A 26,601-nucleotide genomic window follows, 5' to 3' on the forward strand; every position below is an offset into this window, starting at 1 on the left:
TGCCCTCTGACTTCGGAATGAGAAACCCTTTCGTCCGTTGCGCGTCCTAGAGACAGGTGGACGCGGAGCGGCGAGCAGATCGCGTCCGGCATCGAACGGAGGACGGGAAATCATGGCCAATTCGACGAAGTACGCGGCCGAGGGCCTGTCGCACTACCTGCGCAACCTCGGTGGGCACCACCAGCTCACCCGTGAGCAGGAGTACGAGCTGGCTCGGCGCGCTCGCAAGGGCGACGAGTCCGCGAGGCAGACGCTCGCCAGCTCCAACCTGGCCTTCGTGGTCGCCGTGGCGAAGAAGTTCGCCAACCGCGGCTCACGCCTGGATGACCTCATCCAGGAGGGCAACGTCGGCCTCATGAAGGCGATTGAGCACTTCGACCCCAAGAAGAACGTGCGCTTCGCCACCTATGCGGTGTGGTGGATTCGCGCCTACATCACCCGCTACCTGAAGGACAACCGCAGCCAGGTCCGCGGCGGCGAGGCGGAGCGCGGCAGCATGGTGGACTTCTCCCTGGACGCCACCATCGACGAGGAGGGCGAGACGACCTTCCTGGACCGCATCGAGGACGGCGGGCCCTCTCCGCAGCAGGTCTACCTGTCGCGCGAGCAGGACACCGAAATCCAGGAGGCGCTGGCCAAGGTCCGCAAGCGCATCGGCGACCTCGGCTGGGACATCCTCACGGAGCGTCTCACCCAGGACAAGCCGCTCACCCTGGAGGAGCTGGGTCAGCGCTGGGGCGTGTCGCGCGAGCGCGTGCGCCAGGTGGAGCTCAAGACGAAGAACTTCCTCGAGCGCTACCTCTCCGCGTTCAACGAGAACGAGGAGTTTCCTGAAGAGCTGGCCTCGGCCGACGCAGCCTGAGTCACAGCGGCCTCCCCTCCCGGGGAGCTGCCCCACCAGGGCGGGACTGGACGGGTCTTCCACCCGACCGGCCCCGCCCTTGTTTTTTGGTGATGAAGGGTGGGCGGTTGGTTTGCGTACAAGCGAGCGTGCGTGCTAAACCCACCCGCCATGCGCTTGATTTTGCTTGCGTTGTGCCTGCTTGGCGCCCTTCCAGCCGGTGCGGCGGACCCAGGGCTGCTGGCAACGCTGGACTCTATCTATGAGAAGCGCGCGGACCCAGCCGCCGTGAAGGAGCTGGAGGCCGAGCTGAAGAAGGCCCTCGACGCCGCCCCGGACGACTACGAGGTCGCCTGGCGCAAGGCCCGCATCCTCCACTGGCAGGCCGACGGCGCCAGGGACGAGAAGCTGAAGAAGGTCCTCGGCCGCCAGACGTGGGACGCGGGGGAGCGGGCGGTGAAGCTCAACCCGGAGCGCGTGGAGGGCAACTACTTCGCGGCCACCGGCATTGGTGCGTATTCCCAGGCCGTGGGGGTCATGAAGGCCCTGGGCGAGGGGCTGGAGAGCAAGTTCAACGAGCGCCTCGACAAGGCCATCAAGCTCAATCCCGACTTCGAGCTGGGGGCTCCACTGTTGGCAAAGGGGCGCTACTACTACGAGCTGCCGTGGCCCAAGAGGGATTTGGGCAAGTCCGCGGCGTTGTACGAGAAGGTCATCGCGAAGCACCCCCAGATGCTGCGCGCGTACCTCTTCCTCGGCGAGACGCTCCTGCGGGACGGCAAGGCGGAGAAGGCGCGTGACGCCATCCAGAAGGTGAAGCAGGGCAGTGTCGCGTTCGATCCTCCCGAGGGTCGGCGCGTTCAGGAGTTGGCCAAGAAGGTCGAAGCGGACATTGAAGAGGAGCTCAAATGAGAGCAGAGAATCAGATGGCAGCTCCGGCTCCCGCGGCCGGGGGGTCGCAAGATGGGAACCTCGTCCAGTTGCTCGTACAGAACGCGCGCAACGCCTCCAAGGTGGGCGTCACGCACAAGAAGGACGGGCGCTGGCAGGACGTGACCTGGGTGCAGGTCCTGGAGGAGGTCAAGGCCCTCTCCGAGGCCCTGGTGGCCCAGGGCATCCGGCCCGGAGACCGGGTGGCCCTCTTCGGGAACACCAGCGTCCAGTGGATCATCTGTGACCTCGCCATCAGCGCGGCGCAGGCCATTACGGTGCCCATCTACTCGTCCAACACCCCGGACGAGTGTCGCTACATCATCAACCACTCCGAGACGTCGTTCCTCTTCATCGACAACGATGAGAAGGACGCCAAGCAGGCCGGCCGGTTGACGCGCATCCGCCAGAAGCTGGCGGAGATGCCCAGCCTGCGCAAGGTGGTCCTCTTCGACGGCGCCGTCGCGGGTGGCGTGGAGATGTCGCTCGCCGACCTGATGGCGCAGGGCCGCTCCGAGGTCCAGGCGCGCCCCGCCGCCTTCGACGAGCGCGTGGCCGCCATCAAGATGGATGACACCAACTCGCTCATCTACACCTCGGGCACCACGGGCGAGCCCAAGGGCGTCATCCTCACCCACAGCAACTGGGCGTACGAGGCCAAGGCCTCCCAGTCGGTGGGCATGATGGAGCCCACCGACTCGGTGATGCTCTTCCTGCCGCTGGCGCACGTGTTCGCGCAGGTGGTCAAGGCGGCCTGGCTGTCCATGGGCTACCGGCTCATCATCGCCGAGTCGGTGGACAAGCTCCTCGCCAACCTGGTGGAGACGAAGCCCACCGTGCTGCCCTCGGTGCCGCGCGTCTTCGAGAAGGTCTACAACAACGTCGTGTCCAACGGCTCCTCGGCGCCGGGCCTCAAGGGCAAGCTGTTCCGCTGGGCCTTCAAGCTCTTCGACGAGTACGTCGAGGCGCGCAACCAGGGCCGCGAGTACAACACCCTGGCCTTCGGCCTCGCGAAGAAGCTGGTGTTCGCCAAGGTGCGGGCCGCCATCAGCGAGAAGCTGGGCGGCAACATGCGCCTGTTCATCTCCGGTGGCGCGCCGCTGTCCTCGAAGATTGGCTACTTCTTCGACCTGCTGGGCCTGAAGGTGCTCGAGGGCTACGGCCTGACGGAGACGTCCGCCGGCACCACCGTCAATCGCGAGAACAAGATCAAGATTGGCACCGTGGGCGCCCCCATGCCGGGCACGGAGCTGAAGATTGCCCCGGACGGGGAAATCCTCATCCGCGGTCCGGGTGTGATGAAGGGGTACTACAAGAACCCCGCCGCCACGGCCGAGGCCATCAACCCCGAGGGCTGGTTCTTCACGGGTGACATCGGCGAGCTGGACGCGGACAACTACCTGCGCATCACCGACCGCAAGAAGGACATCATCGTCACGGCGGGCGGGAAGAACGTGGCGCCGCAGAACATCGAGAACCTGCTCAAGACGCACCCCATCATCAGCCAGGCCATGGTGTACGGCGACAAGCGCCCGTACCTCGTGACGCTCATCACCGTCTCTGAAGAGGGCGCGCGCAAGCTCCTCCAGGAGAAGGGCGCCCCGGTCGGCACCTACGCGGAGAACGCGAAGCGGCCCGAGGTGCACGCGGCGGTGAAGGCGGCCCTGGACTCCGTCAACGGCGAGATGCCGCCGTACTCCACCGTGAAGCGCTTCTCGGTGCTGGAGGCGGACTTCTCGCAGGAGACGGGTGAGCTGACGCCCAAGCTCAGCGTGAAGCGCAAGGTCTGCAGCGCCAAGTACAAGCCGCAGATCGACTCCATGTACGAAGGCGCCGCCGTCATCGACTGACGCTGCGGCCCCGCCCGGCCCCTCTCACGGAGGGGCCGGCCCCGTCTGGCCCCTCTCATGGGGGGCCGGGACGTGGGGGACGGCAAGTCGTGGAAATGACAACGCCCGGACCAACCCGTGTCAGCGGGGTGGCTCGGGCGTTGGTGCTTCAGGGGCTTCCGGGGCGGGGCGGCCGTCCCGGAGGTCCTCGCTCTCAGCCGTGGTGGCTGGGCGTCTGCGCCTTGGAGACGTCCTTCTCCACGCCGCTGCTGCTGGCGAGCGTGCCGCCGGCCTTCTTCTCACCGGGGGCGCCGGTCTCCTCGCCCTCGCCGCCGAAGCCGCGCTTGAAGTTGCGAATCGCGCTGCCCAGGGACGAGCCGAGCTGCGGCAGCCGCGTGGCCCCGAACAGGAGCAGCAGCACCGCCATGATCAGCAGGATCTCCATTCCCTTCAAACCCATCACACGGCTCCTTCGCGAAAATCGCGTCGGAGCATACCGGTGGGCGCCACCATCCGCCAGCAAGTCCGGAGCCCGGACTAGGCCTGCATGCTCGCTGGAGGACCAAGCTCCGCCGAGGGGGCCAGGAAGAGTGTGAGGAAGAGGGTGCTACCGGCGCGGTCCGTCTCCACGCCCACACCGCCGCCGTGGGCCTCCACCTCCTGCCGGGCGAGGTAGATGCGCAGCGGGTCCTCCAGCTTCTTCTCGCGGAAGGCGCGCTCCTCGCGCAGGAAGACGGCCGAGGCGTCATCGTCGGAGAGGGGCACCCCCTCGCGCCGCACCTCCACCCTCACGTGGGGCGGTGAGGGGCGCACGCGCAGGTGGATGACCTCGCCGGCCTGGGCGCGCAGGAGCTGGTACTGGATGAAGGACTCCACCGCATGCTGGATGCGGGCCCCGTCCACGGCCACGTCCGGCAGGCCCGCCTGGGGGTCCACGTCCAGCACCAGCGTGACGTTGGCCGCCGTGGCCGTCGCGCGCTGACGCTCCACCGCCGCGTCCAGCAGCGGCAGGAGCGACTGCCGCTCCGGCTCACAGGGGAGCGAGCCCAGGTCCGCGCGGCTGGCGTCGAAGAAGTCCTGGGCGAAGGACAGCGAGCGGTCCGCGTTGCGGAGGATGGTCTCCAGCCCGCGCTTCACCTTGGCATCCAGGGGCGAGCGCCCGTTGAGCAGCAGCGCGGCGTACGAGCGGATGTTGGCCAGCGAGCCGCGCAAGTCATGTGACGCCAGGCCCAGGTACCGCACGTGCTCGCGCACCGAGTCCTCGTCCCAGGGCACCGGGAAGGTCCACAGCAGCCGCGCCCCGTCCTCCAGCGCCGTCTCGCCCGCCACCACCGCGCGGCCCTCCCGCTCCCAGACGCCCCCGTCCCGCGAGCGTCGCCGGAAGCCGGCGGCGGCGAGCAGCGCCTGCATCGACGTCGCGGCGGAGGGCAGCTCCTCCAGGCCCAGGTGCTCGAGCAGCGTGCGGCCTAGCAGGCGAGGGCTCCCCTGGCGGGGGAGGAGGACGAGACCGGGTGCCACCGGGGTGCTGCCTGCTCCCATCTCCCTCGGGCTCGCCACGTTTTCCGCCTCCAGTCCAGCAGGTCACGGAAAGGGTGGGCAGCCACTGTCGGTTTGGCAACGTGTGCCCCAGCTTCGAGTGGCGGGCGCACTTTCTTGCGCCGCCGAGTGGAGGGATGGTGGGAGAATCGGTGGCGTCGCACCTCGGGAGACTGCTCTGACCCTGAACAACGCACAGCATGCTGGTGCTCCGGTGGTTCTGGTCGTCGACGACGACCCGGACATCCTGGAGGCGCTCTCGGAGATTCTGGAGGCCGAGGGCTTCGAGATTCGCCGCGCGCGGAACGGCAAGGAGGCCCTGGAGCGACTCGAGCCCGAGCCGCCCAACCTCATCCTCCTGGACCTGATGATGCCCGTCATGGACGGCTGGGAGTTCGCCCAGCGCATGCGGCAGCGTCCTCCGACCATTGCGAGCATCCCCATCATCGTCCTCAGCGCGGACCGCAACGTGGGCAGCAAGGCCGCGGACATCGGCGCGGTGGGCCACCTGGCCAAGCCCTTCGAGCTCAATGACCTGCTGGACATGGTGCGCCGCTCGCTGAACCCCGCCGCCGCCTCCACCAGCGCCTGACGGATGGCGTATCGCTTGTCTTGACCTGCCAGGGGGGCGCCATTACGGTCCCAACAGTCTTGATTCAGAAATCAACGACCACGCCAAGGAGCGAGCCGTGACCGCGCAGGACATTATCGAGACCGAAATCCCCAACGTGCTCAAGCAGAAGCCTGAGCTGGCCAAGGAGATCAACGCGATCATCCACTTCGACATCTCCGGCGACGGCGGCGGCAAGTGGACGGTGGACCTGACGAAGCCGGACAACTGGGTCACCAAGGGCGCCGAGGGCACGCCGAAGATGACCGTTGCGGTGAGCAACGAGGACTTCGTGAAGATCCGCGAGAAGAAGCTCAACGCGCAGATGGCCGCCATGCAGGGCAAGCTGAAGTTCAAGCCCATGGACATGGGCCTTGCGATGAAGCTGGCGAAGCTGCTGGCGTAGCGGTACCGACCTGGAGCGCGGCGGCCGGCGGGTTCGCTGGCCACGTCTCCCGGTGCGCGGCGCGTCCTCCTGACGGGGGCCGCGCCGCTGTCGTTTCCACCCCCCTCGCCGTGTCCCCTGGAGGAGTCCCCATGTCGTCGCTTCCGCTCACCGGCCTGCGCGTGCTGGATTTGTCGCGCCTGCTGCCCGGGCCCTACGCCACGCTGGTGCTGGCGGACCTGGGCGCCTCCGTGGACAAGCTGGAGGAGCCCGACGGCGGGGACTACGTGCGGCAGATGCCGCCCCTGCGCGACGACGTCAGCGCGCTCTTCTACGGCCTCAACCGGAACAAGCGCTCGGTGACGCTGAACCTCAAGACGCCCGAGGGGCGCGAGGCGCTGAAGCGGCTGGTGCGCCACTACGACGTGCTGGTGGAGAGCTTCCGGCCGGGTGTCATGGACAAGCTGGGCGTGGGCGAGGCGGTGCTGCGGGCGGAGAACCCGCGCCTCATCTACTGCGCCATCTCCGGTTACGGGCAGACGGGGCCGGACCGGCTGAAGGCGGGGCACGACTTGAACTACGTGGCGCGCGCGGGGCTGCTCGGGTACGGCGGCGAGGCGGGTGGGGCGCCGGCCTTCCCGGGCGTGCAGATGGGCGACATCGGTGGGGGCAGCCTCTTCGCGCTGGTGGGCATCCTCGCCGCGCTGCACGAGCGCGAGCGGACGGGGAAGGGGCGCCTGGTGGACGTGTCGATGACGGACGGGGCGCTGGCCTTCCTGCACATGCACCTGGCGGCGCGGCTCTTCATGGGCCCGGAGGGTGGGCCGCTCCAGCGAGGGCGCGAGGCGCTCAATGGCGGGTACGCGTGCTACGGCCTCTACCGCACGGCGGATGACCGGTGGCTGGCGGTGGGGGCGCTGGAGCCCAAGTTCTTCTCGGGGGTGTGTGAGCGGCTGGGGCGGATGGACCTGATGGAGGACGCCTACGCGCCGGGCGAGGCGGGCGCGCGGGTGAAGGCGGAGCTGACGCGCCTGTTCGCGGAGCACCCGCTGGCGTACTGGAAGGAGCGCTTCGCGGGCTCGGACCTGTGCATCGAGCCGGTGGCGGACGGGGACGAGGTGCTGGAAGACGCGCAGCTCCGCGCGCGGGGGCTCTTCGTGGAGGCTGAGGACACGCGCCTGGGCCGCAAGGTGACGCACCTGCTGACGCCGCTGCGGATGGGCGACACGCCGCTGCGCGAGCCGCCCGCGCTGGGCCAGCACTCGCGGGAGGTGCTCTCCGAGGCCGGCTTCAGCGCCGAGGAGCTGAAGCGCCTGGGGCACTGAGGGGGCTGGCAACGGACCTGGGCTGGCGTCCGTGCCGAGCGCCTGGGGCACCCGTCAACGGGCTTCGCATCAGTCAGCCCACAGGGCCTCGCCGTGCGCGGCGTGGCAGGTGTCCCCCACGAGGTCGAGCGCGAGCTGGCGCTCCCTCGCGGCGAGGGCCTCCAGGTCCTTGAAGGCTCCGGCCTCGTCCAGCCGTCGCACGGTGCCCTCCAGGTACGTGCGCGCGCGCTCGACAGTCTGTCGCTGGTCCGCCGTGGGCCGCCAGCCCGTGTCGTCGCGGTAGCGCCCGAGCGTCTCCAGCAGGTGCCCGTGGAACTTCAGCATCTGGACGAGCACCTGGAGCCGGTACGCGGGCGCGGCGGCGAGGGCGCTCTCGTACTGCCGCGTCTCCGAGTCCAGCCGGTACAGCAGCACGTCCACCTGCGCGTCCAGCCGCTTGCGCCAGGCCTTGCGCACGGAGGGGTGCCGGGCCCAGCCGGCCACGGCCTGGAAGTAGTGCAGGCCGCCGCACGGATGGGCGTAGATGCCCTGCCGGCGCTTGGGCACCTCGGGACGACGGGCCTTCAGGCCCGCGGCCAGCTCGGCGTGGGCCGCCTCCAGCGTGGCGAGCGCCGTCTCCATCACAGTGTCGAAGCGCACGGTGGCGCCGGCGGCGTCGCGGAAGGTGGCTCCCGGCTTCAGCGCCAGTGACAGCGCATCCAGCGTCCAGGCGCCCTCCGGCGAGGTGGCCAGGGCGGGACGGAAGTCGCGCTTCAGGTCCTCGACCAGCTCCCGGAGCGTCACCGGGCCCCAGGCCGCGTTGAAGCGCTGGGACAGCGGATGGCCCGCCAGCAGCAGCGTCTTCACGTGCAGGGCAGGGTGGGGCTCGACCGGAGTGCCGTCGGGGGCGTAGGCGTCGAAGAAGAGGTCCCCGGGACGGGATGCACCAGCGCTTCCCGCGCCGTGCGCGGCGGGGGCCGACGCTCTGGTGCCGGGCGAGCCCGCCTCCGGCGCGGAGTCTCGCGACAGGGGCGTCCGGCGCAGGAAGTCGGAGATGACGACGTCCGCCGCGAGCCGTCCGTCTCGCGCGCGGAACCTACGCCCGTCGAGGGCCATGCCATGAGCCAGGGCCCAGGGGTTGCGCGCGTCGGAGGCCCACGCCCGGCACTGCGTGGCGAGCCGCGAGGCCGGGGCAGGGGACCCGGCCGGCGTCGCCGCCAGCGCAGTCCCACCCAGGGCAACCAGTCCAGCAATGAGAAGTGAGGGGGAGTGCATGCGAGGCGGAAGAAGCAGTGCGCGCGTCGACAGGGTGTCCCGTCGACGCGCGCCGCTACTTTCTCACACTGCCTGCGCGGTGCTGCGACCCAGCCGCTGCAGCACCCGCTCCAGCAGTCCGAACAGCGACTCCCGGTCCTCGGGCTCCAGCAGGTCCAGCACGCGCCGCAGCCCCTGGTCCACGCTGCGGCTGATGCGGTGGAACAGCGCCTGGCCCTTGTCCGTCAGGCGGGCGACGACAGCGCGCCGGTCCTCGGCGTCCCTGCCGCGCTCCACCAGGTTCATGTGCTCCAGCCGGTCCACCACGCCCGTAATCGTCTTCTTCGTGATGCCGATGCGCTGCGCCAGCACGCCCACGTGCGTCGGGCCGTCGTTCCCCAGCCACATCAACGCGTGGATCTGCGTGGGGGTGAGCTGATTGTCCTCGCAGATGCCGTGGAGCGGATCCCTCAGCGAGCGGTACCGCCCGAGCTGGATGATGAGCTCATGCAGCTTCCGGGACTCCGGGGTGGACGTGTCCTCGTCCACCTCGGGAGGGAGGCCCTCTTCCGCCGGGCCGCCCTCCTCGGTGAGGTCATGCTCCAGCTCGCCGTCGCTGTCGGCGGCGAGCCGCTGCACGCGCAGGGCCGGCTTGTCGTCCGGCCGCCGCATCAGGCGGTCTCCACCCGGGCCGCCGCGGCGACCCCCGGCTGGGACTCACCATGCGGGCCCACCGCATGCGGCGTCCCCGTGCCCGAGGCAAGGCCCGGACCCCGGCGGCGCTTGAACTTCTCCGTCAGCTGATCCATCAGCGAGTACACCACCGGCACCACGCCCAGCGTGAGGAACGTGGAGGTGACGAGGCCGCCGATGATGGTGATGGCCATGGGCGCGCGCGTCTCCGCGCCGTCGCCGCGGGCCATCGCCACCGGAATCATGCCGGCGATCATCGCGATGGTGGTCATCAGGATGGGCCGCAGACGCACCGGAGCGGCTTCCAGCAGGGCCTCCGTGGCCGTCTTCCCCTGCTCGCGCAGCTGCAGGGTGAAGTCCACCAGGAGGATGCCGTTCTTCACCACCAGACCCATGAGCATGATGATGCCGATGAGCGCGAACATCGACATGGCCTGCCCGGTGATGAGCAGCGCGCCGATGGCTCCGATGAGCGCGAAGGGCAGCGACATCATGATGGTGAAGGGGTGGATGACGCTCTCGAACTGCGCCGCCAGAATCATGTAGATGAGGATGATTCCCAGCAGCAGCGCCGAGCCGAACGCCGCCACCGACTTGCCCATCTCCTTCGCGTTGCCCTCGAAGTCGTAGATGACCGTCTTGGGCAGCTCCTTCGCCGCGTAGCCGTTGAGGAACGTAATCGCGTCGCTCAGCGCGTAGCCGCTGGCCAGGTTGGCCAGGACGGTGATCTGCCGCTTCTGCGCCTCGCGGTCGATCTGCACCGGGCCATCCGCGGGGGTGATCTTCGCCAGGTTGCGCAGCTCCACGAGCTGCCCGTTGGGAGCGCGCACGGTGAGCTTGCCCAGCGCGTCCGCGGAGGCCAGCGTCTCCGTCGGCAGGCTCAGCTTCACCTCGTACGTCTCGCCGCCCTCGCGGTAGTCCGCGAACTTGTCGCGGCCCAGGAAGGCGCGCAGCGTGCTGCCCAGCGACGCGGCCGGCACGCCCAGGCTGGCCGCGCGCTCGCGGTCCACCTGCACGTCGTACTGCGGCTTGCCTGAGCGGTACGTCTGGTCCACGTCCACCAGGCCCGGGTTCTTCAGCATCTCCTGGCGCACCTTCTCCGCGGACGCCACCAGCTCCTGCCAGTTGTCGCCGCGCAGGTTGAACTGCACCGCCTGCGTGCGCGCGCCACCACCGGACACACCGGCGATGTCCTGCACCGTGACGTTGACGCCCTGGCGCGGGTGGATGACCTTGCGCAGGTACGTCTTCAGCTCGCCCTGGCCGAAGCTGCGGTCCTTGAGCGGCACCAGGTTGACGATGATTTCACCCTTGTGGACCTCCTCCTGCACGCCACCGCCGGCCGTGGAGAAGGTGGAGGAGATGCCGGGCAGCGCGCCGACCTGCGCGGACAGCAGGTCCAGCTCCACCTGCGTCTCCTGCAGCGTCGAGCCGATGGGCAGCTCCACCGCCAGCTTGATGTTGCCGTTGTCCTGCTCGGGAATGAAGGTGAACTTCAGGAAGCGCGCCATGCCGAACGTCATGAACAGCACCGCCACCGCCACCACCAGCGTCAGCGCCCGGCGCCGGAGGATGGCCGCCAGGATATTGCGGTAGCCGGACTCCGTGGCCACCAGCACCTTCTCCACCACCGCGGACACGCCCGTGGGCGAGCCGTGGTGGCGCAGCATGCGCGAGGACAGCATGGGCGTGAGCGTCATGGACACGGCGTAGGAGATGAGCACCGCCACCGCCACCGTGACGCCGAACTCGTAGAAGAACATGCCCATCATGCCGTCCATGAAGGCCACGGGGATGAACACCGCGACGATGGCCAGCGTCACCGCGAGCACCGCCAGGGCAATCTGGCCCGTGCCCTCCAGCGCCGCCTGCATGGGCGTCTTTCCCTCTTCCAGGTGACGGACGATGTTCTCGATGACCACGATGGCGTCGTCGATGAGCAGGCCGATGGACAGCGTCAGCGCCAGCATCGTCACGACGTTGAAGGTGAAGCCCAGCGCCGCCATGACGGCGAACGTCCCGACCACCGACACCGGCAGGGCGACGGCCGCCACCAGCGTGGAGTTCAGGTTGCGCAGGAACACCAGCACGATGAGCACCGCGAGGAAGCCGCCCAGCACCAGGTCGAACTGCACCGCGGCGATGGACGAGCGGATGAACTTCGCGTTGTCCGTCACCATCTCCACCTTGACGCCCTCGGGAAGCAGGCTGTTGAGCTCGCCCAGCGACTCCTTGATGAGCCCCGCGACCTGCACCGTGTTGGCGCCGGACTGCTTGCGCACCACCAGCGCCACCGCGCTGCGGTCACCGTACTTGGCGCCCGAGCGGGCCTCCTCCGGTCCATCCACCACGTCCGCCACGTCGCGCACGCGCACCGGGGCGCCGTTGGGGCTGGCGATGATGAGGTTGCGCAGCTCATCCACGCTCTTCACCTCGGACGTCAGGCGCACCACGCGCTCGCGGCCGCTGTCCATGGTGCGGCCACCCGGCACGTCCAGGTTCTGGGCGCGCACCGCCTGGCTCACGTCGCTGATGGCCAGCCCGAAGCCGCGCAGCCGCTCCGGGTCCACCACGAGCTGGATTTCCCGCTCGCGGCCACCGATGACGTCGATGCTGCCGACGCCGCCCTGACGCTGCAGCGCCGGCTTGATGATGTCCTCGGCCGTCCGCGTCAGCTCCTCGATAGGCAGCGCGCCGGACAGCGACAGCGTCATGATGGGCGCCGCGCCGATGTCGAACTTCTCCACGACGGGCGTCTCAATCTCCGTCGGGAGGTTGCGCAGGCTGGCCTGCACGCGATCCCGCACGTCCTGCGAGGCCACGTCGACGTTGGTGTCCAGGTCGAAGCGGACGATGATCTGCGACACGCTCTCCAGGTTGATGGAGCGCAGCTGGTCCACGCCGTTGAGCGTGTTGAGTGCCTCCTCCAGCGGGTCGCTGACGTTCTTCTCGATGGTCTCCGGGTCTGCGCCCGGGAGCACCGTCGTCACCGTGACGATGGGGAAGTCCACGTCGGGGAACTGGTCCACGCCGATTTTCGGGTAGGCGTTCACGCCGAACACCACCACCGCGAGCATCAGCATGGCGGTGAAGATGGGGCGGGTAATGAAGGTCTTAAGCGGGCTCATTCAGGAGGTCCCAGAGTCAAGAGAGGGGAGGGCAGGCGTCACTGCACCACGCGGACGGCCGTGCCCTCCTTCACGTCCAGGGAGGAGTCGGCGAGCACGCGCTCTTCAGCCGCCAGTCCCTGGAGCACACGGACATAACCGGGCAGCACGCGCTCGACGCGCACGTCGCGCTTGCGCACCGTGCCGTCCTGCACCACCCACACGAAGCCCTGCTGGCCCTTGGCGTTGACCGCCTGGGCAGGCAGGAAGACGCCCTTGTCGTCGGACTCACCCGCGGAGGAGAAGTCCAGCTCCACCAGGGCGCCGGGGCGCAGCGGCGAGGCCGTCTCGCCCACCACGTCCGCCAGCACCTCCACGGTGCGGTTGGTGGCGTCCACCACCGCGCCCACCGTGGCCACCTGCACCTCGAAGCGCATGCCGCTGGGGCTCACCGTGCCCTGCGTGCGCGAGCCCTGCTTCACCTTGTCCACCACGGACTCCGGCACCAGCGCGCGCACCTCCAGGCCCGTCGTGTCCACCAGGGTGAAGACGGGCGTGGGCGGCATCATCGCCACCGTGTCGCCGATGTTCTTCGTGCGCGCGGTGATGACGCCGTCGAAGGGGGCGATGATGGCCATGTCCCGGAGGTTCTCCTCCGCCATCTTCACCGCGGCGCCGGCCTGGGCGGCCTGAGCGGCAGCCTGCTTCTGGCCGATCTCCGCCTGGTCCAGGCTGGCCGCGGCCACGCCGCCGCCCTCGGCGACCTTGCGCACGCGCTCCAGGTTGGACGTGGCCAGCTGCAGCGTCGCGTCCGCGGCGGCCTTCACCGCGCGCGCCTGCTCCACGCCGATGGCGACGTTGGAGGTGTCGAGCACCGCCAGCGACTGGCCCTTCTTCACCTTGTCGCCCACCTTCACGTGCATCTTCGCGATGGTGCCGGTGGCCTGCGCGCTCAGCGTGGCCTCCTGCTTGGAGCGCACCTGACCCGTCACGCGCGTGACGTTGGCGCTCAGCTCCGTCGCCGGGGTAATCGCCTTCACACCCAGCGCCGCCGGGCCCTGCTCCGCCGGAAGGGGCGGCTTGTCGCTGCCCTTGGCGCAGCCCGTCGTCACCACCGTCGCCAGTACCGCGGCCATCCACATGCGTCGAATCACGGTCGTCCTGCTCCTGCCGGTCAGCGGCCCCGAACCTCGCGGGTAGGGCCCTTCCGGCTTCTGCTTTTGGAAAGTCTGCGGGGCGGAAACTACATTCCCTATACTGTCTGTCAAGAAGATACTCCGTAACGCGGACTATCTTCTACCGGGGGGTGTTTAACGCGCCGCTCTAACGTTCGCCAGGCAGAAGAGCAAGGGAGCGTGCACGGCCCCTTCGAGGCGCCTTCTCAGAGGGGGAAAGCAGGTCCGGGGTGGGACAGTCGCGGCGCTTGTGGCCTTCGGGAGCGCCTGTTATTGATTCAAGAATCAATCCTTTCCCCCGCCTTTCCCCCAAGTGAGGAGCGCATGCCCAACCCGTTCACCGAGGAGCACGAGGCCTTCCGTAAGTCAGTGCGGGCCTTCGTCGAGAAGGAGATGACGCCCCACGGTCTGGAGTGGGACAGGGCCGGCATCTTCCCGCGCGAGCTGTTCAAGAAGTGCGGCGAGCTGGGCTTCCTGGGCATCAACCACGACCCGAAGTACGGCGGCAGCGGGCTGGACTACTGGTACGTGACGGCCTTCGCGGAGGAGCTGGCGCGCAGCTACAACGCGGGCGTCAACATGGCGCTGCTGGTGCAGAGCCAGATGGCCACGCCCATCATCAACGAGGTCGGCACGGACGAGCAGAAGCGCGAGTTCCTCGAGCCCGCGCTCAAGGGCGAGAAGATCGCCGCGCTGGGCGTGAGCGAGCCGGGCTGTGGCTCGGACGTGGCCAGCATCAAGACGACGGCGCGCCGGGACGGGGATGACTACGTCATCAACGGCTCGAAGATGTGGATCACCAACGGCACCCGGGCGGACTTCATCACCCTGGCCGTGCGCACCGGCGGAGAGGGCTACGGCGGAATCTCGCTGGTGACGTTCCCCACGGACGTGAAGGGCTTCGGCGTCTCCAAGAAGCTGGACAAGGTGGGCAACCTGTCCTCGGACACGGCCATCCTCTACTTCGAGGACTGCCGCATCCCCGCCCGCTACGTGCTGGGCGAGGAGAACGAGGGCTTCTACTCCATCATGACCAACTTCCAGGGCGAGCGCCTGGTGGGGGCCATCACCACGGTGGCCGGCATGGAGCGGATGGTGGAGGACTCCATCCGCTACGGCAACGAGCGCGAGGCGTTCGGCCGGCCGCTGATGAAGTTCCAGGTGTGGCGCCACAAGTTCGTGGAGCACCTGACGGGCATCGAAGCGGCGAAGCGGCTCACCTACCACGCGGTGGACGTGTTCGACCGGAAGGAGGTCCCCGCGGTGAAGGAGATCTCCATGGCGAAGCTGTTCGCCGGAGACCTGGCCCAGCGCGTGGCCTACGACTGCCAGCAGTTCTTCGGCGGCATGGGCTACATCGAGGAGACGCCCATCGCCCGCATGTGGCGGGACGTGCGCCTCATCACCATCGGCGGAGGCACGTCCGAGGTGATGAAGGAGATTCTCTCCAAGCTGTACGGCTTCTAGTACTACTGCAGCAGGAGCCTGAGGCGTGAACGGTCCAGGCCCAGCTCGCCCTTGAAGCCCTCTCTGTCGGCCTCGCCCGGTAGCGTCCTTCCGGGTAGGCGTCGGGGGGAGGGGCGGTGGTGGGGGTGGGGGGCAGGAGTCGGGGCCGTGCGGGCGGGGGTACCTCTCCTACCGCATGAAGCGGCCGCTGCCGGACGGCACCAGGCACCTGGTGCTGCCGGTGGACGCCTTCCTGCGGCGTCTGGCCGCGCTGGTACCTCCGCCCGGCAGCAACCTTGTCCGCTTCCATGGCCTCTTTGCCCCGGGCGCGGCGCTGCGGCCCCGGGTGGTGCCTGAGCCCTGGTGAAGACGGTGTGCACGCCCGGCTCTACGGGGATGATGTTGCTGGGGTCCACCGGATCGCCACCATGGTGAAGGTGGTGCGGGGTCTGGGCATGGACGTGTCCTTTCGGGGTGTGAGAGGGAAATGCGGTCCTCCCCGCCGAAACGGGACACGAAATCGGCCCGGCAGATTCGCTTGTGAAATCGTGAGCCTCGCCGGAACATGTGCGCTCTCCGCATGACCACGAAGACCTCCCCGAAGAAGCGCGTCGCTCGCGCGAAGCCCACCGCCACCAAGGCGACGGCGCTTGCCGTGCCTCGTGCAAAGCGGGCGCTCGTGGACGGCGGGGACACGCGGTTCGCCGAGGTCATCGCGCTCATCGAGGCGGCTCGACGACGGGCGTACCAAGCCGTGAACACGGAGCTCGTCGCCCACTACTGGGAGCTCGGCGAGTACATCAGCCGGAAGATCGCGAGCGCCGAATGGGGCGACGGCGTCGTCGAGGAGCTCGCCGCCGATCTCGCGAGGCGCTACCCCGGCGTCCGGGGCTACACGCGCCCGAACCTCTTTCGGATGCGCCAGTTCTACGAGGCGTACCGCTCGAACCGAAAAGTCTCACCACTGGTGAGACAATTGCCCTGGACCCACCATCTCATCATCCTCAGCCAGGCGAAGCCCGTCGAGACGCGGGAGTTCTACATCCTTGCCGCCATCAAGGAGCGCTGGTCGAAGCGCGCGCTCGAGCGACAGATCCGGTCGGGCGCCGTCCTTCGAGAGGTGCACGCCACGAAGAGGGTCTCACCAGCGGTAGGACAAATTCACCCGACGGCAATCGACGAGTTCAAGAACGCCTACAACGTCGAGTTCCTCGGCCTCGCTGCCGAACACTCGGAAGCCGACCTCCACGGCGCTCTGCTCCGAAACCTCGGCCGCTTCCTCGCCGAACTCGGTCGTGACTTCTGCTTCGTGGGCTCGCAGCACCCGGTGCAGGTCGGCAATCAAGACTTCGCGATCGACCTCGTCTTCTTCCACCGCGGGCTGCAGTGCCTCGTCGCCTTCGAGCTGAAGGTCGACAAGTTCAAGCCCGCCGATCTCGGTCAGCTCTCGTTCTACGTCGAGGCTCTCGACCGCGACGTGAAGAAGCCGCATGAGCGTCTTTCCATCGGCGTGCTGCTCTGCGCGACGAAGGACGACGAGGTCGTCGAGTACGCGCTCGCCCGTACGACGTCGCCCACGCTCGTGGCCGAGTACCAGACGTTCCTGCCTCCGAAGGAACTGCTCCGCGCGAAGCTCCACGAGTTGTACGCGCAGCTCTCGCCGGACAAGGAGGTCCGCGCATCGAACCCAACTCTGAAACGCTCACCGAGGGGGCCATGACCATCCACTCACGCGTTGTGGGTCGCATCTCGGCAAGGAGGGAAGCTGGAGCGCGCGGCCGTGGAGCCGCTTCCAGGGATCGAGGACTTCCTCCCACGGTGGCGGGCGCTCATCGCGTGCAAGCCCTCTGACGAGCGCACCCGCGACTGGGACACCGAGGAGCACCGATGGCTGCGCGAGGTCGTCCAGCGGCTGGAGGGTTCCGCGGGCCTGGCGAAGGTCGCGAGATCGACGAGGCGCGCCGAAGATCTGCGCGCGTGGTGCCGGAGCCTGGTCGACGCCGGCAATTGGAAGGCCGCGCTCTCGGCGTTCGACGAGGCGGCCGGACTCGTCGCCGAGAAGGAGTCCGCGCGAGCTGAGCTACTGGACGGCGCCGCGCTCGCTGCGCAGAAGCTCGGTCGCGGCGACCTCCCCGCGTGGCTTGAGCGTGCGTGGCGCGCCGGTCCGAGCATGCTGCGGCTTCGCCGCTGGCTCGGTTCGGCGAGCGGCAAGGCGGCGCTGCGGAAGCGTACAGCGCAAGCGCTCGAAGCGTGCCCGAAGCAGGCGTCCCGGCAGCGCGCGTTCCTGCACTTGCTGCAGGGCGACTTCGAATCGGCCGCGAAGCCGCTCGCGACGGCCGCGGGGCTCGGGTGGTCCGACGGCGAGCATCCCGGGCATCTGCTGTTCCCGCTGTTCGCACGCCTCCTCGGCGAAGAGCGGGGGCTGACACCGCCAGGCAGCGAGCTGCTGGCGCACCGCGGGATGGACCTCGAGGAGCTCGCGTTGATGACGGCCGACGACGAGGACTCCCGCCTCGCCGCGCCCGAGGCCGATGAGCTCCTCCGACAGGCTGGCATCGACGGCATCCCGGAGGCCACGGCTCGGCGCGCCGTGCTCGCCGCCATGCGAAAGGCCGCGGAGCGCCGGCTGACCGGAGTCACCGAGCAGAAGCGGCGCCGCTACTATGCGCACGCGGCCGAGCTCGTCGCGGCCTGCGTGGGGTGTGAGCCGTCGCCGGAGACGGCGCATTGGGTCGCGGCGCTCAGGGCCGAGCACCGGCGTTTCCCGGCGCTCCGCGCCGAGCTCGACCGAGCACTGGGAGCCTCATGAGCGCGAAGCGACCCACGCCGCCGGCCGTAGCCCACCCGTGGGAGTTCAAGGCGCGGTTCCGCCGTCACGCGTTCGGCTGGAAGTCGCAGCCGGCGCTCACGCGCGTCAAGCAGGCCGTCGCCGAGGTCAAGAAGGTCGCAAAGAAGGACCCGGCAGTCGCCGCCGAAGGCGCCATCGCGTTCCTCGAGCGCGTCTCGCCGGCACTCGAGCACGTCGACAGCTCGTCGGGCGCCATTGGCACCGCCGTGAGCAACGCCATCGCGGAGCTGAGGCCCCTGCTGGCGCTGCGGAGGTGAGGAGGAAGCAGCGCGCTGCGCGGTGGGACCAGGCGACGCTGCGGAAGCGCGGTTTCGACTTCGACGTCTTCACCTGTCCTGGCTGCGGCGGGCGCCGGAGGGTCGTGGCGGTGCTGAAAGGCCCCGGCGTCAAGGAGGTGTTGAGGCACCTGGGGTTGCCCACCGTCCCCTTGCCCCTGGCCTCTGCACGAGGCCCGTCCCAAGGGGAGTGGCTGCGCTGAAGGGTAGAGGCCCCCCGACACCTCGGTTTCAGCGGCACCGGCTGGGCCACAGAGGCCGCCCGACAGGCAAGGAGTGCGCGCGCAGGCAGGCGGCGGGGGGCCGCGCACCCCCTCGAGGGCCACGGCCCGCCAGCGTCCGAGGGGGCGCACAGAGCGGCTACCAGCCGCCGAGGTGAAAGTGGCCGCCAAGTCCGCCTATACGTCGTCGCCAATTCCGCCTATGCGTTACGTATACGTCGTCCCCTCGTCGCGGTGCCGTCGCCGAACAAGAAGTTCCACTTCCTGGCATTGTCGGGGCGGCACCGGCTCGCGGGGGCCAAGTCCATCGGATGGGACCGCGTGGATACCCTCGTGTTGACGCCCGGGACTCACCTCTCCGTTGACTCGACGCCCGATGGCTACGTCCTTCGAGACGCGGAGGGCAACGTCCTCAATAAGGAGGCCCTGGCCGACTACCTGCGCCCGTGGGCCCCGAAGGCTGCGGAGTTCGTCGCGCCGGAGGTTCAACGACGGTAGCGCAGAGCCCGTGTCGATACTCCCAAAGAGGGGGGCGCCTTCCACCCATCTTAACGAGGACGCGCAATGCGAAAGCCAGGGTGGCCGAAGACTCATTCGTAGCTGCTTGATTTCGCGCACCAGCCGATCACACGCTCCGCGCCCACTCTTCGAACGAACCACGGGGGAATCGCAGGATGGCGACGGCGCGTCGGATGACAGTTCATTTCTATCGTGTGAACATGCCTCACGGTCAGAACTTCGAAGACCTTCTGACCGGCGTGTTCGGTTTCTCAACCGCCATACGCTCTATCGAAGTCAGCGCCGTCCCTTATCGACTGGAGACACTCATTGCGAGTGGCCGGTATTACGAAGGGGAGATGATTCGCCTGCGCGAGGACTACCACCCAGGCAAGTACCGCATGGACGAGCAAGGGGCAACCGACCTTGGGCTCGCGGACGATGAACTCATCGGTGAGGAAACGGCCTTTATCTACGACTCGCAGCTGAACATCTTGGCACTTCAGAAAGTTCATGGCGGGGTCTCCGCCGGTGCTTTCGCGAAGTACTTCCGTCGTTTCCTCGCCAACGGGTCAGAAGCGTTCGGATTGGAAGTCGTGCTGAACAACGACCCAATCCGGCAGATGACGCGCCTGACTGAGGTGAAGACCTTCGAGGTAGAGGTTGCTCCGGTTCCGACGGACGTGTTCCACGGCATGGACACGTTGAAGGCGCTGGCGAGGGCGCAGGCAGAGTCGGGGGCTACTCGAGTCACCCTTTCGATGGGAATGGGGAGGACTCGCGGAGGCGCAATCGGACGCGGCTTCGTGGACAACATCCTCAGTGGCCTCTTGCGAGTCCTCGCCGAGGAAGAGCACGGAAAAAACGCAATCCGCAAGCTGCGGGTAGGAGGACCTACTGGTGAGGATGTCGAGGCGCCAGTTATCGACCTGCTCTCCCAACGAATGGTCTCCTATCTGCGGTACGAATGGGACGACAGATACGTCCCCTATACTGTGCGGCGTCCCCTCGTTAAAGGGGCCTACGAAGCCATGGAGCAGGAACTTCGAAGCGTCTATGGCCCCAGAGTGACTACATGACGACGCAAAGCACCCCGGCTTCTTCGATACAGCCGACACAGCCGACACAGCCGTCCAAGCGGAAAAAAGCCGCCATCATCTGGGAGCGGGTGTACCCCAGCGCAATCGGCGTGCTTGTGACTGCGAGTGCGGCCGTGGCTCGCTGGAGGTATCCCGAGTGGAAGCTTCCAAATGACCTGGGCCAGCTCTTCTCCTCGACGATGGATATTGGAGCCATCGCCATTGGCTTCCTGGCAACTGCGAAGACGGTGCTACTCTCCATTCAAGGGAGTCCTGCCGTCACGAAGATGCGTGGGAGTGGCCTGTACGAGGGGCTACTCCGCTTCATCCTGAAGGCCATTCGAGCGGCCTTTGCCTTGGCTACCTGGAGCCTTGTCACCGTCTTCCTGGAGAAGGCGCTCAACCACTCGACGTTGGTGTGGGAACTCGTCGTCTTCGCATGGCTCTTCCTGGTCATCACGGCAGGACTCTCTTGCTATCGCGTCATTGACGTCTTCTTCATCCTGCTCAGTCCTCGCGACATCTCGACGCTCGTACCCACCGAGCACCATCACCCCTCGACGCCTGCCGCCGTCATCGCGCCGCCGCGGAAGGAGCCCAACCAGGGGAACAACCCGCCGTGATGATGACCGCTGGGCCGTTGTACTTGCCGTACAGCGGCCCCGGACGCTGCTCAGTGCGGCAGCGGCGCCGAAAGGTGGGCGTAGCGTTCCCCGAGCCACACGACGCCCGCCGTCGTCACGCGTGTCTGGGAGAAGTCCTTCATCACCTCGCCCTCCGGCTTCTTCACCGGAACGAGGTGAGGAGGGAAGACGAAGAGCCCGCGCTGGATGAAGTCGGCGTAGGGCTCCAACACCTTGCGCGGGTTCCGGAAGAGGACGCGGTCCTCCACCAGTGATCGGTTGAGCGTCATCGGAGGAATGCGCAGGCGCTTCGCGGAGTCGCGCAACGACAGGCACGACTCGGCGCTCGCGTAGCGGTCCACGAACTCCACCGCGGGCTGCTGCGCGATGTACCGCACCGGATTGTTAAGACACCAGGTTGGTTGTTCGAGGGCCACGGCCCGCCAGCGTCCGAGGGGGCGCACAGAGCGGCTACCGGCCGCCGAGGTGAAAGTGGCCGCCAAGTCCGCCTATACGTTGGGCCGAGGCCACGCCCGAGAACCCGCAGAGCATGAGCGGAACGGAGAGGGCAAACACCTGAGACGAGTGCATGGGACGAGGATCCCGGAGTTCCGGACGAATTCCCCTCCCCTGGGTGCGGACTCCCACCGCCTCGCGGAGATGTGCGCGACGTGGATCTGTCACCACCGACCAGAAAGGGGACAACTTCCACCGGAATCACCGGGGACCAGGGGACCAACCCCGCGTGACCGTTCGATGAGACCGAGCCGGGCATAGAGAAGGCCAGAGACCGGAGCGCCTGTTCAGCTTCCTCTCCCGCACGATCAGCCGCTACAAGCTCCGGAACGGGCCGCGCAGCATCACGTGCGGGCCGATCGGGAGCCACTGGGGGCTCGGGGGCTGTAGGCCCCCGCCCCGGAGCCGAGGAACTGCGTAGCGAACGACTTGGAGCCCACCACGGCCCTCACCGAGGAGGCGCAGTGCACCTCGGAACCGCCGCCACCACGGACGGAACACGGCCCTGCGGCTTCGGCGCGCTGTCGGCTCGGGCGGAGAACCGGGCCGAAATCACCGGGCGGGTCCCTGGGTACCGGCGATTTCGGTGAGATGGGGGCCCCACCTCGTCGTCGGCGACATGGATCCGACTGTCTCTCAATGAATGACCCGTCGCACCGGGGGAGGACAATACGAGAAATACTTGCCTGCTACGCTTTGCGTGCGACTCACCCGGAGCGCATCCCTGGCAGCCCTCGGAATTCTTCCGCATGGCTTTTCCGCTCCAGGACCGGAGACCCATCCATGCGAAGAACCTTTCACCACCGGAAGTGGGCGCTCGCGCTCGCCTTGCTCGCGGGCTGTTCTGTTCCGCCCGCTGAATCCGACTTGGCCCCGTTGGAATCTGAGGCGAGGATTGAGCTGGCATCTCCTACGACCACGAAGGGCGCGTTACTCCATTCCGAACGTCGAGGGATTGGCCTGCAATTCCACGCGCCCGGGACGACGACGCTCAATCCACTGGTGGCCCTGGACATCCGGCGCTCGCTGGCCGTGACGGAGCAGGACATCGTCCAAAACTTCACGCTGAAGGAGGTGATGGATCAGCTCGTGGCGCAAGGAGGCGTCCCGGGCCTCACCAGCCTCCAGCTCTTCCGCCAGCTCTGGGACACCCAGAACCCGGGGCCGGGGCTCGGACTGGGAGGGCACTGCAACGACCAAGTGGATTCCAACAATCAACCTGTCTTCAACGGCTATCGCTACGAGTGTCGCCCGGGCGAGGGGGCGCAAGCGCAGACGGATCCCTTCACGGATCCGAACTCGGGCAATGCCTACATGGCGGTGGGGCTCTTCAACCGCTTCGACCTGGCGCCGGTGGATGGCTCTGAGTGCGGGGAGTACCGCATCGTCTTCGCGAAGCGCTCGGGGGTGACCAACGGAGGGAATCGCAACTTCATCATCTTCGAGGCAGCGCTGCCCAATCCCAATCCCGCCCTGGGTCTGGAAGGCTGTCTGCCGGTGGCGAGGTTCTGGCAGGGATTGTCGACCAACAATGACCTGGCCTCGCGCGCCGCCGCCCTGAAGAAGTTCTACTTCCAGGGCTTGCCTGGGTTCTCGCCCGTGGTGCACCTCAACAACTATGGTGCGGACATCGCCCGGGGGACGGGGCAGCTCCGCGTCAACATGTTCATGGGGGGCAACTGGCTGCTGCGTGAGTTCAAGCTGCGCAAGACCTGCGACCCCACCAGCTGTACCGAGCTCAAGGCCGTCATCGTCACGGACAAGGTGAACCCGTTCGGTGGCCTGTTCAGCCCATCCTCCACGCACCCGTTGACGGCGGACTTCCGGGCCTTCCTGCCGGGACAGGTCGCGATGCTGGCCACGCCGGACATCAATCGCTTCAACTACGAGGTGCCGGACCGCTTCAACGGCGGGCAGAGCCTTGCGCAGGGTTCGGAGAACAACTACAATAGCCAGTTCGGCACGGGCGGCACGCTCAAGGTCGCCATCCAGGCGGAGCTCACCCGCCTTGGCAGTCCGCTCACCCCGGAGCAGATCGTCCAGCGCGCCAAGGCCCTTTCGTGCGCTGGCTGTCACGAGCTCAGCAACAGCGCCAACGTGGGCACCCCGCAGACGTGGCCCCGGTCGCTGGGCTTCACCCACACCAGCGAGTTCACGGAGAGCGGCCCGGACGGCATCCGCTTCAGGCTCTCCCCGGCGCTGTTGACCGTCTTCCTGCCGCACCGCAAGAGCGTGAACGAGGAGTTCCTCAACCGCCCGCACCCCTGCGTCAGCGCGGCCTGCATCGCGGCGGGCGCGGATCATTCCCTGTTGGTGCGCCCGGATGGCACCGTCTGGGCGGCGGGGTACAACGCCTCTGGCCAGTTGGGCAATGGCACCACGATAAGCAGCGCCTCGCCGGTGCAGGTGTCTAGCCTGAGCGGAATCACCGCCGTGGCCGCTGGGGCAAACCACTCGCTGGCCCTGCGCTCCGACGGCACCGTGTGGGCCTGGGGCAACAACAGCGCAGGCCAGTTGGGCAACGGCACGACGACCGGCCGCTCAACACCACTTCAGGTGCAGGGGCTGAATGGAATCGTGGCGGTAGCTGCGGGCTCGTCCTATGCCTCGGGGGGCAACCACTCACTGGCGCTGCATTCTGATGGCACGGTGTGGGCCTGGGGTTCCAACTCCGAGGGCCAACTGGGCACCGGTTCGACGCTCAACAGCGCCGTGCCCGTCCGGCTGTCGGGGCTGGGCGGAATCGTCGCCGTGGCTGCGGGCCATGCGCACTCCCTGGCGGTGCGCTCGGACGGGACCGTGTGGGCGTGGGGATCCAATACCTCTCGACAACTGGGGGACGGCACCTCGAACAGCCGCCTCATCCCAGGCCAGGTCGCGGGGTTGAGCGGGGTCAAGTCGGCATCTGCGGGCGGCTACCACTCCCTGGCCGTGCGTTCCGACGGGACGGTATGGCATTGGGGCTCGACCTTCTATTTCCAGACAGTGGAGAACGGGTCGAGTGGACTCACCCGTTCCTTTCCCACGCAGGTGTCGGGACTGTCCGGGGTCGCCGCCGTGTCCGCGGGAGCGTTCCATTCGCTGGCGGTGCGCTCCGACGGCTCCGTTTGGTCCTGGGGCCAGAACGCCAAAGGCCAGTTGGGGAATGGAACCCGGCTGGGGCTCGCCAATCCCACACAGGTTGCGACACCGAGCGGAATGGTCGTCGTCGCCGCAGGCGGATACCACTCACTGGCGCTGCGCTCCGATGGAACCCTGAGTGCATGGGGATCCAACACCCAGGGCCAGCGCGGGGATGGCGTCTCGAACATTCCCGCGACGGCGGGGCCGGTGTCGGGCCTGTCCGGGGTCCTCGCTGCGTCCGCGGGGGCGTTCCACTCGCTGGCGCTGCATTCCGACGGCACGTTGTGGGCCTGGGGCTACAACACCTTCGGGCAGTTGGGGAATGGCGCCACGGGCAGCCGCTCCCTTCCGGTGCCGGTGCCGGGGTTGAGCAATGTGGGGTCCGTGTCCGCAGGGGGATACCACTCGGTGGCGCTGCTCTACGACGGCACCGTGTGGTCCTGGGGCAACAACGCCCATGGCCAGTTGGGCATTGGTACGAGCAGCCGGACCTCCGCGGTCCAGGTGCCGGGAGTGAGTGGAATTGTGGCGCTGGATGCCGGGGAATACCACTCGCTGGCGGTGCGCTACGACGGCACCGTGTGGTCTTGGGGCAAGAACGCGGACGGCCAACTGGGAGACGGGACGACGAGCCCCCGGACCACACCGGTGCAGGTCCCCGGGTTGAGCGGCATCGTGGCCGTGTCCGCAGGAGAGGGATACTCGCTGGCGCTGCACTACGACGGCACCGTGTGGGGCTGGGGACGCAACGCCGTGGCCCAGTTGGGAGATGGCACCACCACCCTTCGCACGCTGCCGGTGCAGGTGTTGGGGCTGGGCGATGTCGTTGCCGTGTCTGCGGGTCAGGCCCACTCCCTGGCGATGCGCTATGACGGCACCGTATGGGCCTGGGGCTTCAACCACGTGGGTGAGGTGGGAATCGCCAGCACGATCCATACTTCCCCGCCCGTGCAGGTGTCCGGGCTGAGCGGAATCGTCTCCGTGGCCGCGGGCGCCAAGCACTCCGTGGCGGTGCGCTATGACGGGACTGTGTGGGCCTGGGGCAACAATGCATATGGTGCATTGGGGAATGGCACCGCCATTCATTACAGCTCCGTGCCCGTGCAGGTGTCAGGACTGGGTGGAGCCCAGGCCGTAACCGCTGGCAATGCCTATCTCTCGCAACCCTTCGGGTTGGTGGTGCACGGCGATGGCACGATGACGTCCTGGGGCTCCAACTCCGATGGGCAGTTGGGCAATGGGGGACCCATGTTGTTCGCGACCAGTCCCGTTCGCTCCCTGCTGAACTGATGTTGTTCACCGGGAGCGACAGGGGCGACCTCAACTACTCGTACTCGGGCCACCGCACCCGTCAGTGGTCCTCCTCGGCCCCTCTGCTCCAGCCCGCACCCCAACAGGCCTCCTATTCGTCCTATGCGCAGCGGCGGGGATCGAACCCACAGCACATCCTCAAGCAGGTTGCATTCTCCGGCTGCGTCCTGGAACCTCGCACGCTTGTGAACTCGCGCCTCTTGCTGCCACTCTTGGTGCTCGCCGCCTGTGCCTCACCGGGCACCCCCGGTCCCGCAGGGAGCAGTACTTCCTCTTCTTCCTTCTCTGCTGCGAGTTCGACGGATAGCGCGTCGCGGCTCGAGTCAGCGGAACTCCACCGGACCAAGGGCCTCGAGCATGCGAGCAGAATGGAGTGGAAGGAGGCCGCCACGGAGTACGGCCTGTCGCTCCAGGCCGATGCCAAGTAGGAGGAGGTCTGGGAGAAGACAGCAGAGGCTCATGAGCGAGCCCGGGAGTTGGACGAGGAGGTGAAGTCGCTCCAGAAGCTGCTGAGGCCCCTGCTGGCGCTGCGGAGGTGCGGAGGAAGCAGCGCGCCGCGCGGTTGGACTGGGCGACGCCGCTGAAGCGCAGTTTCGACTTCGACGTCTTCACCTGTCCTGGCTGCGGCGGGCGCCGGACGGTACTGGCGGTGCTCAAAGGCCCCGGTGTCAAGGAGGTGTTGAGGCACCTGGGGTTGCCCACCGTCCCCTTGCCCCTGGCCTCTGCACGAGGCCCGCCCCAAGGGGAGTGGCTGCGCTGAATGGCAGAGCCCCCCCGACACCTCGGTTTCAGCGGCACCGGCAGGGCCACAGAGGCCGCCCGACAGGCAAGGAGTGCGCGCGCAGGCAGGCGGCGGGGGGCCGTGCGCCCCCTCGAGGGCCACGGCCCGCCAGCGTCCGAGGGGGCGCACAGAGCGGCTACCGGCCGCCGAGGTGAAAGTGGCCGCCAAGTCCGCCTATACGTAGGCGAAGCTCGGGGACTGACGCTCCTGAACGCT

21 protein-coding genes and 1 pseudogene are annotated in these 26,601 nt (G+C 67.9%); 15 read left to right on the top strand and 7 right to left on the bottom strand.

The annotated features are described in order from the left end of the window. The first annotated feature begins 112 nt into the window (after positions 1-112). From G4D85_RS27375 to G4D85_RS27385, 3 genes are all read left to right on the top strand, one after another. On the top strand, positions 113-862 hold the full coding sequence (locus G4D85_RS27375; RefSeq protein ID WP_164016950.1) for a sigma-70 family RNA polymerase sigma factor: 750 nt from the start codon (positions 113-115) through the stop codon (positions 860-862). A 150-nt stretch (positions 863-1,012) separates the two neighbouring features. After that, a complete protein-coding gene (locus G4D85_RS27380; RefSeq protein WP_164016951.1) occupies positions 1,013-1,753 on the top strand; it encodes a tetratricopeptide repeat protein in 741 nt (246 codons plus the stop codon). After that, complete coding sequence (locus G4D85_RS27385) at positions 1,750-3,621, top strand: AMP-dependent synthetase/ligase (protein ID WP_164016952.1); 1,872 nt, start codon at positions 1,750-1,752, stop codon at positions 3,619-3,621. The genes G4D85_RS27380 and G4D85_RS27385 overlap by 4 nt, the downstream gene beginning before the upstream one ends. Before the next feature lie 193 nt (positions 3,622-3,814). Here the strand turns inward: G4D85_RS27385 and G4D85_RS27390 are convergent, their stop codons facing one another. Together G4D85_RS27390 and G4D85_RS27395 are read right to left on the bottom strand one after the other, a co-directional pair. After that, a complete protein-coding gene (locus G4D85_RS27390; protein WP_164016953.1) occupies positions 3,815-4,060 on the bottom strand; it encodes a twin-arginine translocase TatA/TatE family subunit in 246 nt (81 codons plus the stop codon). 77 nt (positions 4,061-4,137) lie between these two features. Then, positions 4,138-5,139, bottom strand: a complete 1,002-nt coding sequence (locus G4D85_RS27395) for a sensor histidine kinase (RefSeq protein ID WP_164017088.1) — start codon at positions 5,137-5,139, stop codon at positions 4,138-4,140. 211 nt (positions 5,140-5,350) lie between these two features. On the opposite strand from G4D85_RS27395, the gene G4D85_RS27400 reads away from it, so the two are divergent. The 3 genes from G4D85_RS27400 (at position 5,351) to G4D85_RS27410 (ending at position 7,456) form a co-directional block, all read left to right on the top strand. After that, complete coding sequence (locus tag G4D85_RS27400; RefSeq protein WP_164016954.1) at positions 5,351-5,728, top strand: response regulator; 378 nt, start codon at positions 5,351-5,353, stop codon at positions 5,726-5,728. Between the two features lie 97 nt (positions 5,729-5,825). Further along, positions 5,826-6,152, top strand: coding sequence for an SCP2 sterol-binding domain-containing protein (locus tag G4D85_RS27405; RefSeq protein WP_164016955.1), 327 nt, complete (start codon positions 5,826-5,828; stop codon positions 6,150-6,152). Positions 6,153-6,283: 131 nt separating this feature from the next. Continuing rightward, positions 6,284-7,456 carry a CaiB/BaiF CoA transferase family protein gene (locus tag G4D85_RS27410; RefSeq protein WP_164016956.1) on the top strand — a complete coding sequence of 391 codons (1,173 nt, stop codon included), beginning with the start codon at positions 6,284-6,286 and terminating at the stop codon, positions 7,454-7,456. A 69-nt stretch (positions 7,457-7,525) separates the two neighbouring features. Here G4D85_RS27410 and G4D85_RS27415 read toward each other — a convergent pair whose 3' ends face one another. The 4 genes from G4D85_RS27415 to G4D85_RS27430 form a co-directional block, all read right to left on the bottom strand. Further along, positions 7,526-8,551, bottom strand: a complete 1,026-nt coding sequence (locus G4D85_RS27415; protein WP_338052910.1) for a hypothetical protein — start codon at positions 8,549-8,551, stop codon at positions 7,526-7,528. Positions 8,552-8,773: 222 nt separating this feature from the next. Next, on the bottom strand, positions 8,774-9,361 hold the full coding sequence (locus G4D85_RS27420) for a MarR family winged helix-turn-helix transcriptional regulator (protein ID WP_164016958.1): 588 nt from the start codon (positions 9,359-9,361) through the stop codon (positions 8,774-8,776). After that, positions 9,361-12,510, bottom strand: coding sequence for an efflux RND transporter permease subunit (locus G4D85_RS27425; RefSeq protein WP_164016959.1), 3,150 nt, complete (start codon positions 12,508-12,510; stop codon positions 9,361-9,363). Before G4D85_RS27425 ends, G4D85_RS27420 begins: the two co-directional genes overlap by 1 nt. A 38-nt stretch (positions 12,511-12,548) precedes the next feature. Then, positions 12,549-13,631 (bottom strand): efflux RND transporter periplasmic adaptor subunit, encoded by a 1,083-nt coding sequence (locus G4D85_RS27430; RefSeq protein ID WP_240359535.1) that lies wholly within the window; start codon positions 13,629-13,631, stop codon positions 12,549-12,551. Positions 13,632-13,988: 357 nt separating this feature from the next. On the opposite strand from G4D85_RS27430, the gene G4D85_RS27435 reads away from it, so the two are divergent. The 8 genes and pseudogenes from G4D85_RS27435 to G4D85_RS27470 all read left to right on the top strand — a co-directional run bounded on the left by G4D85_RS27435 (position 13,989) and on the right by G4D85_RS27470 (position 20,654). Next, positions 13,989-15,131 carry an acyl-CoA dehydrogenase family protein gene (locus G4D85_RS27435; RefSeq protein WP_164016960.1) on the top strand — a complete coding sequence of 381 codons (1,143 nt, stop codon included), beginning with the start codon at positions 13,989-13,991 and terminating at the stop codon, positions 15,129-15,131. A gap of 166 nt (positions 15,132-15,297) precedes the next feature. After that, a pseudogene (locus G4D85_RS27440) lies at positions 15,298-15,477 on the top strand (transposase); the annotation flags it as partial. 213 nt (positions 15,478-15,690) lie between these two features. Further along, positions 15,691-16,830, top strand: coding sequence for a PDDEXK nuclease domain-containing protein (locus tag G4D85_RS27445; RefSeq protein WP_205525730.1), 1,140 nt, complete (start codon positions 15,691-15,693; stop codon positions 16,828-16,830). 60 nt (positions 16,831-16,890) lie between these two features. Next, the gene (locus tag G4D85_RS27450; protein WP_164016962.1) at positions 16,891-17,919 is read left to right on the top strand and encodes a hypothetical protein; all 1,029 of its coding nucleotides are present in this window, start codon (positions 16,891-16,893) and stop codon (positions 17,917-17,919) included. Continuing rightward, the gene (locus G4D85_RS27455; RefSeq protein ID WP_205525731.1) at positions 17,916-18,215 is read left to right on the top strand and encodes a hypothetical protein; all 300 of its coding nucleotides are present in this window, start codon (positions 17,916-17,918) and stop codon (positions 18,213-18,215) included. Before G4D85_RS27450 ends, G4D85_RS27455 begins: the two co-directional genes overlap by 4 nt. A gap of 560 nt (positions 18,216-18,775) precedes the next feature. Next, a complete protein-coding gene (locus tag G4D85_RS27460; RefSeq protein ID WP_205525732.1) occupies positions 18,776-18,952 on the top strand; it encodes a hypothetical protein in 177 nt (58 codons plus the stop codon). Positions 18,953-19,128: 176 nt separating this feature from the next. After that, positions 19,129-20,031: a DUF6731 family protein gene (locus G4D85_RS27465; RefSeq protein WP_164016964.1), complete on the top strand. Its 903-nt coding sequence runs from the start codon at positions 19,129-19,131 to the stop codon at positions 20,029-20,031. Next, positions 20,028-20,654: a hypothetical protein gene (locus tag G4D85_RS27470; protein WP_164016965.1), complete on the top strand. Its 627-nt coding sequence runs from the start codon at positions 20,028-20,030 to the stop codon at positions 20,652-20,654. Before G4D85_RS27465 ends, G4D85_RS27470 begins: the two co-directional genes overlap by 4 nt. A gap of 50 nt (positions 20,655-20,704) precedes the next feature. Here G4D85_RS27470 and G4D85_RS27475 read toward each other — a convergent pair whose 3' ends face one another. Next, positions 20,705-21,052, bottom strand: a complete 348-nt coding sequence (locus tag G4D85_RS27475) for a phage antirepressor KilAC domain-containing protein (RefSeq protein WP_164016966.1) — start codon at positions 21,050-21,052, stop codon at positions 20,705-20,707. Between the two features lie 1,120 nt (positions 21,053-22,172). Here G4D85_RS27475 and G4D85_RS27480 point away from each other — a divergent pair. Then, entirely contained in the window at positions 22,173-25,583 is a 3,411-nt protein-coding gene (locus tag G4D85_RS27480) for an RCC1 domain-containing protein (protein ID WP_240359520.1), read from the top strand. Positions 25,584-26,601 lie beyond the last annotated feature (1,018 nt).

Source organism: Pyxidicoccus trucidator, from assembly GCF_010894435.1.
Classification (GTDB): Bacteria; Myxococcota; Myxococcia; order Myxococcales; family Myxococcaceae; genus Myxococcus; species Myxococcus trucidator.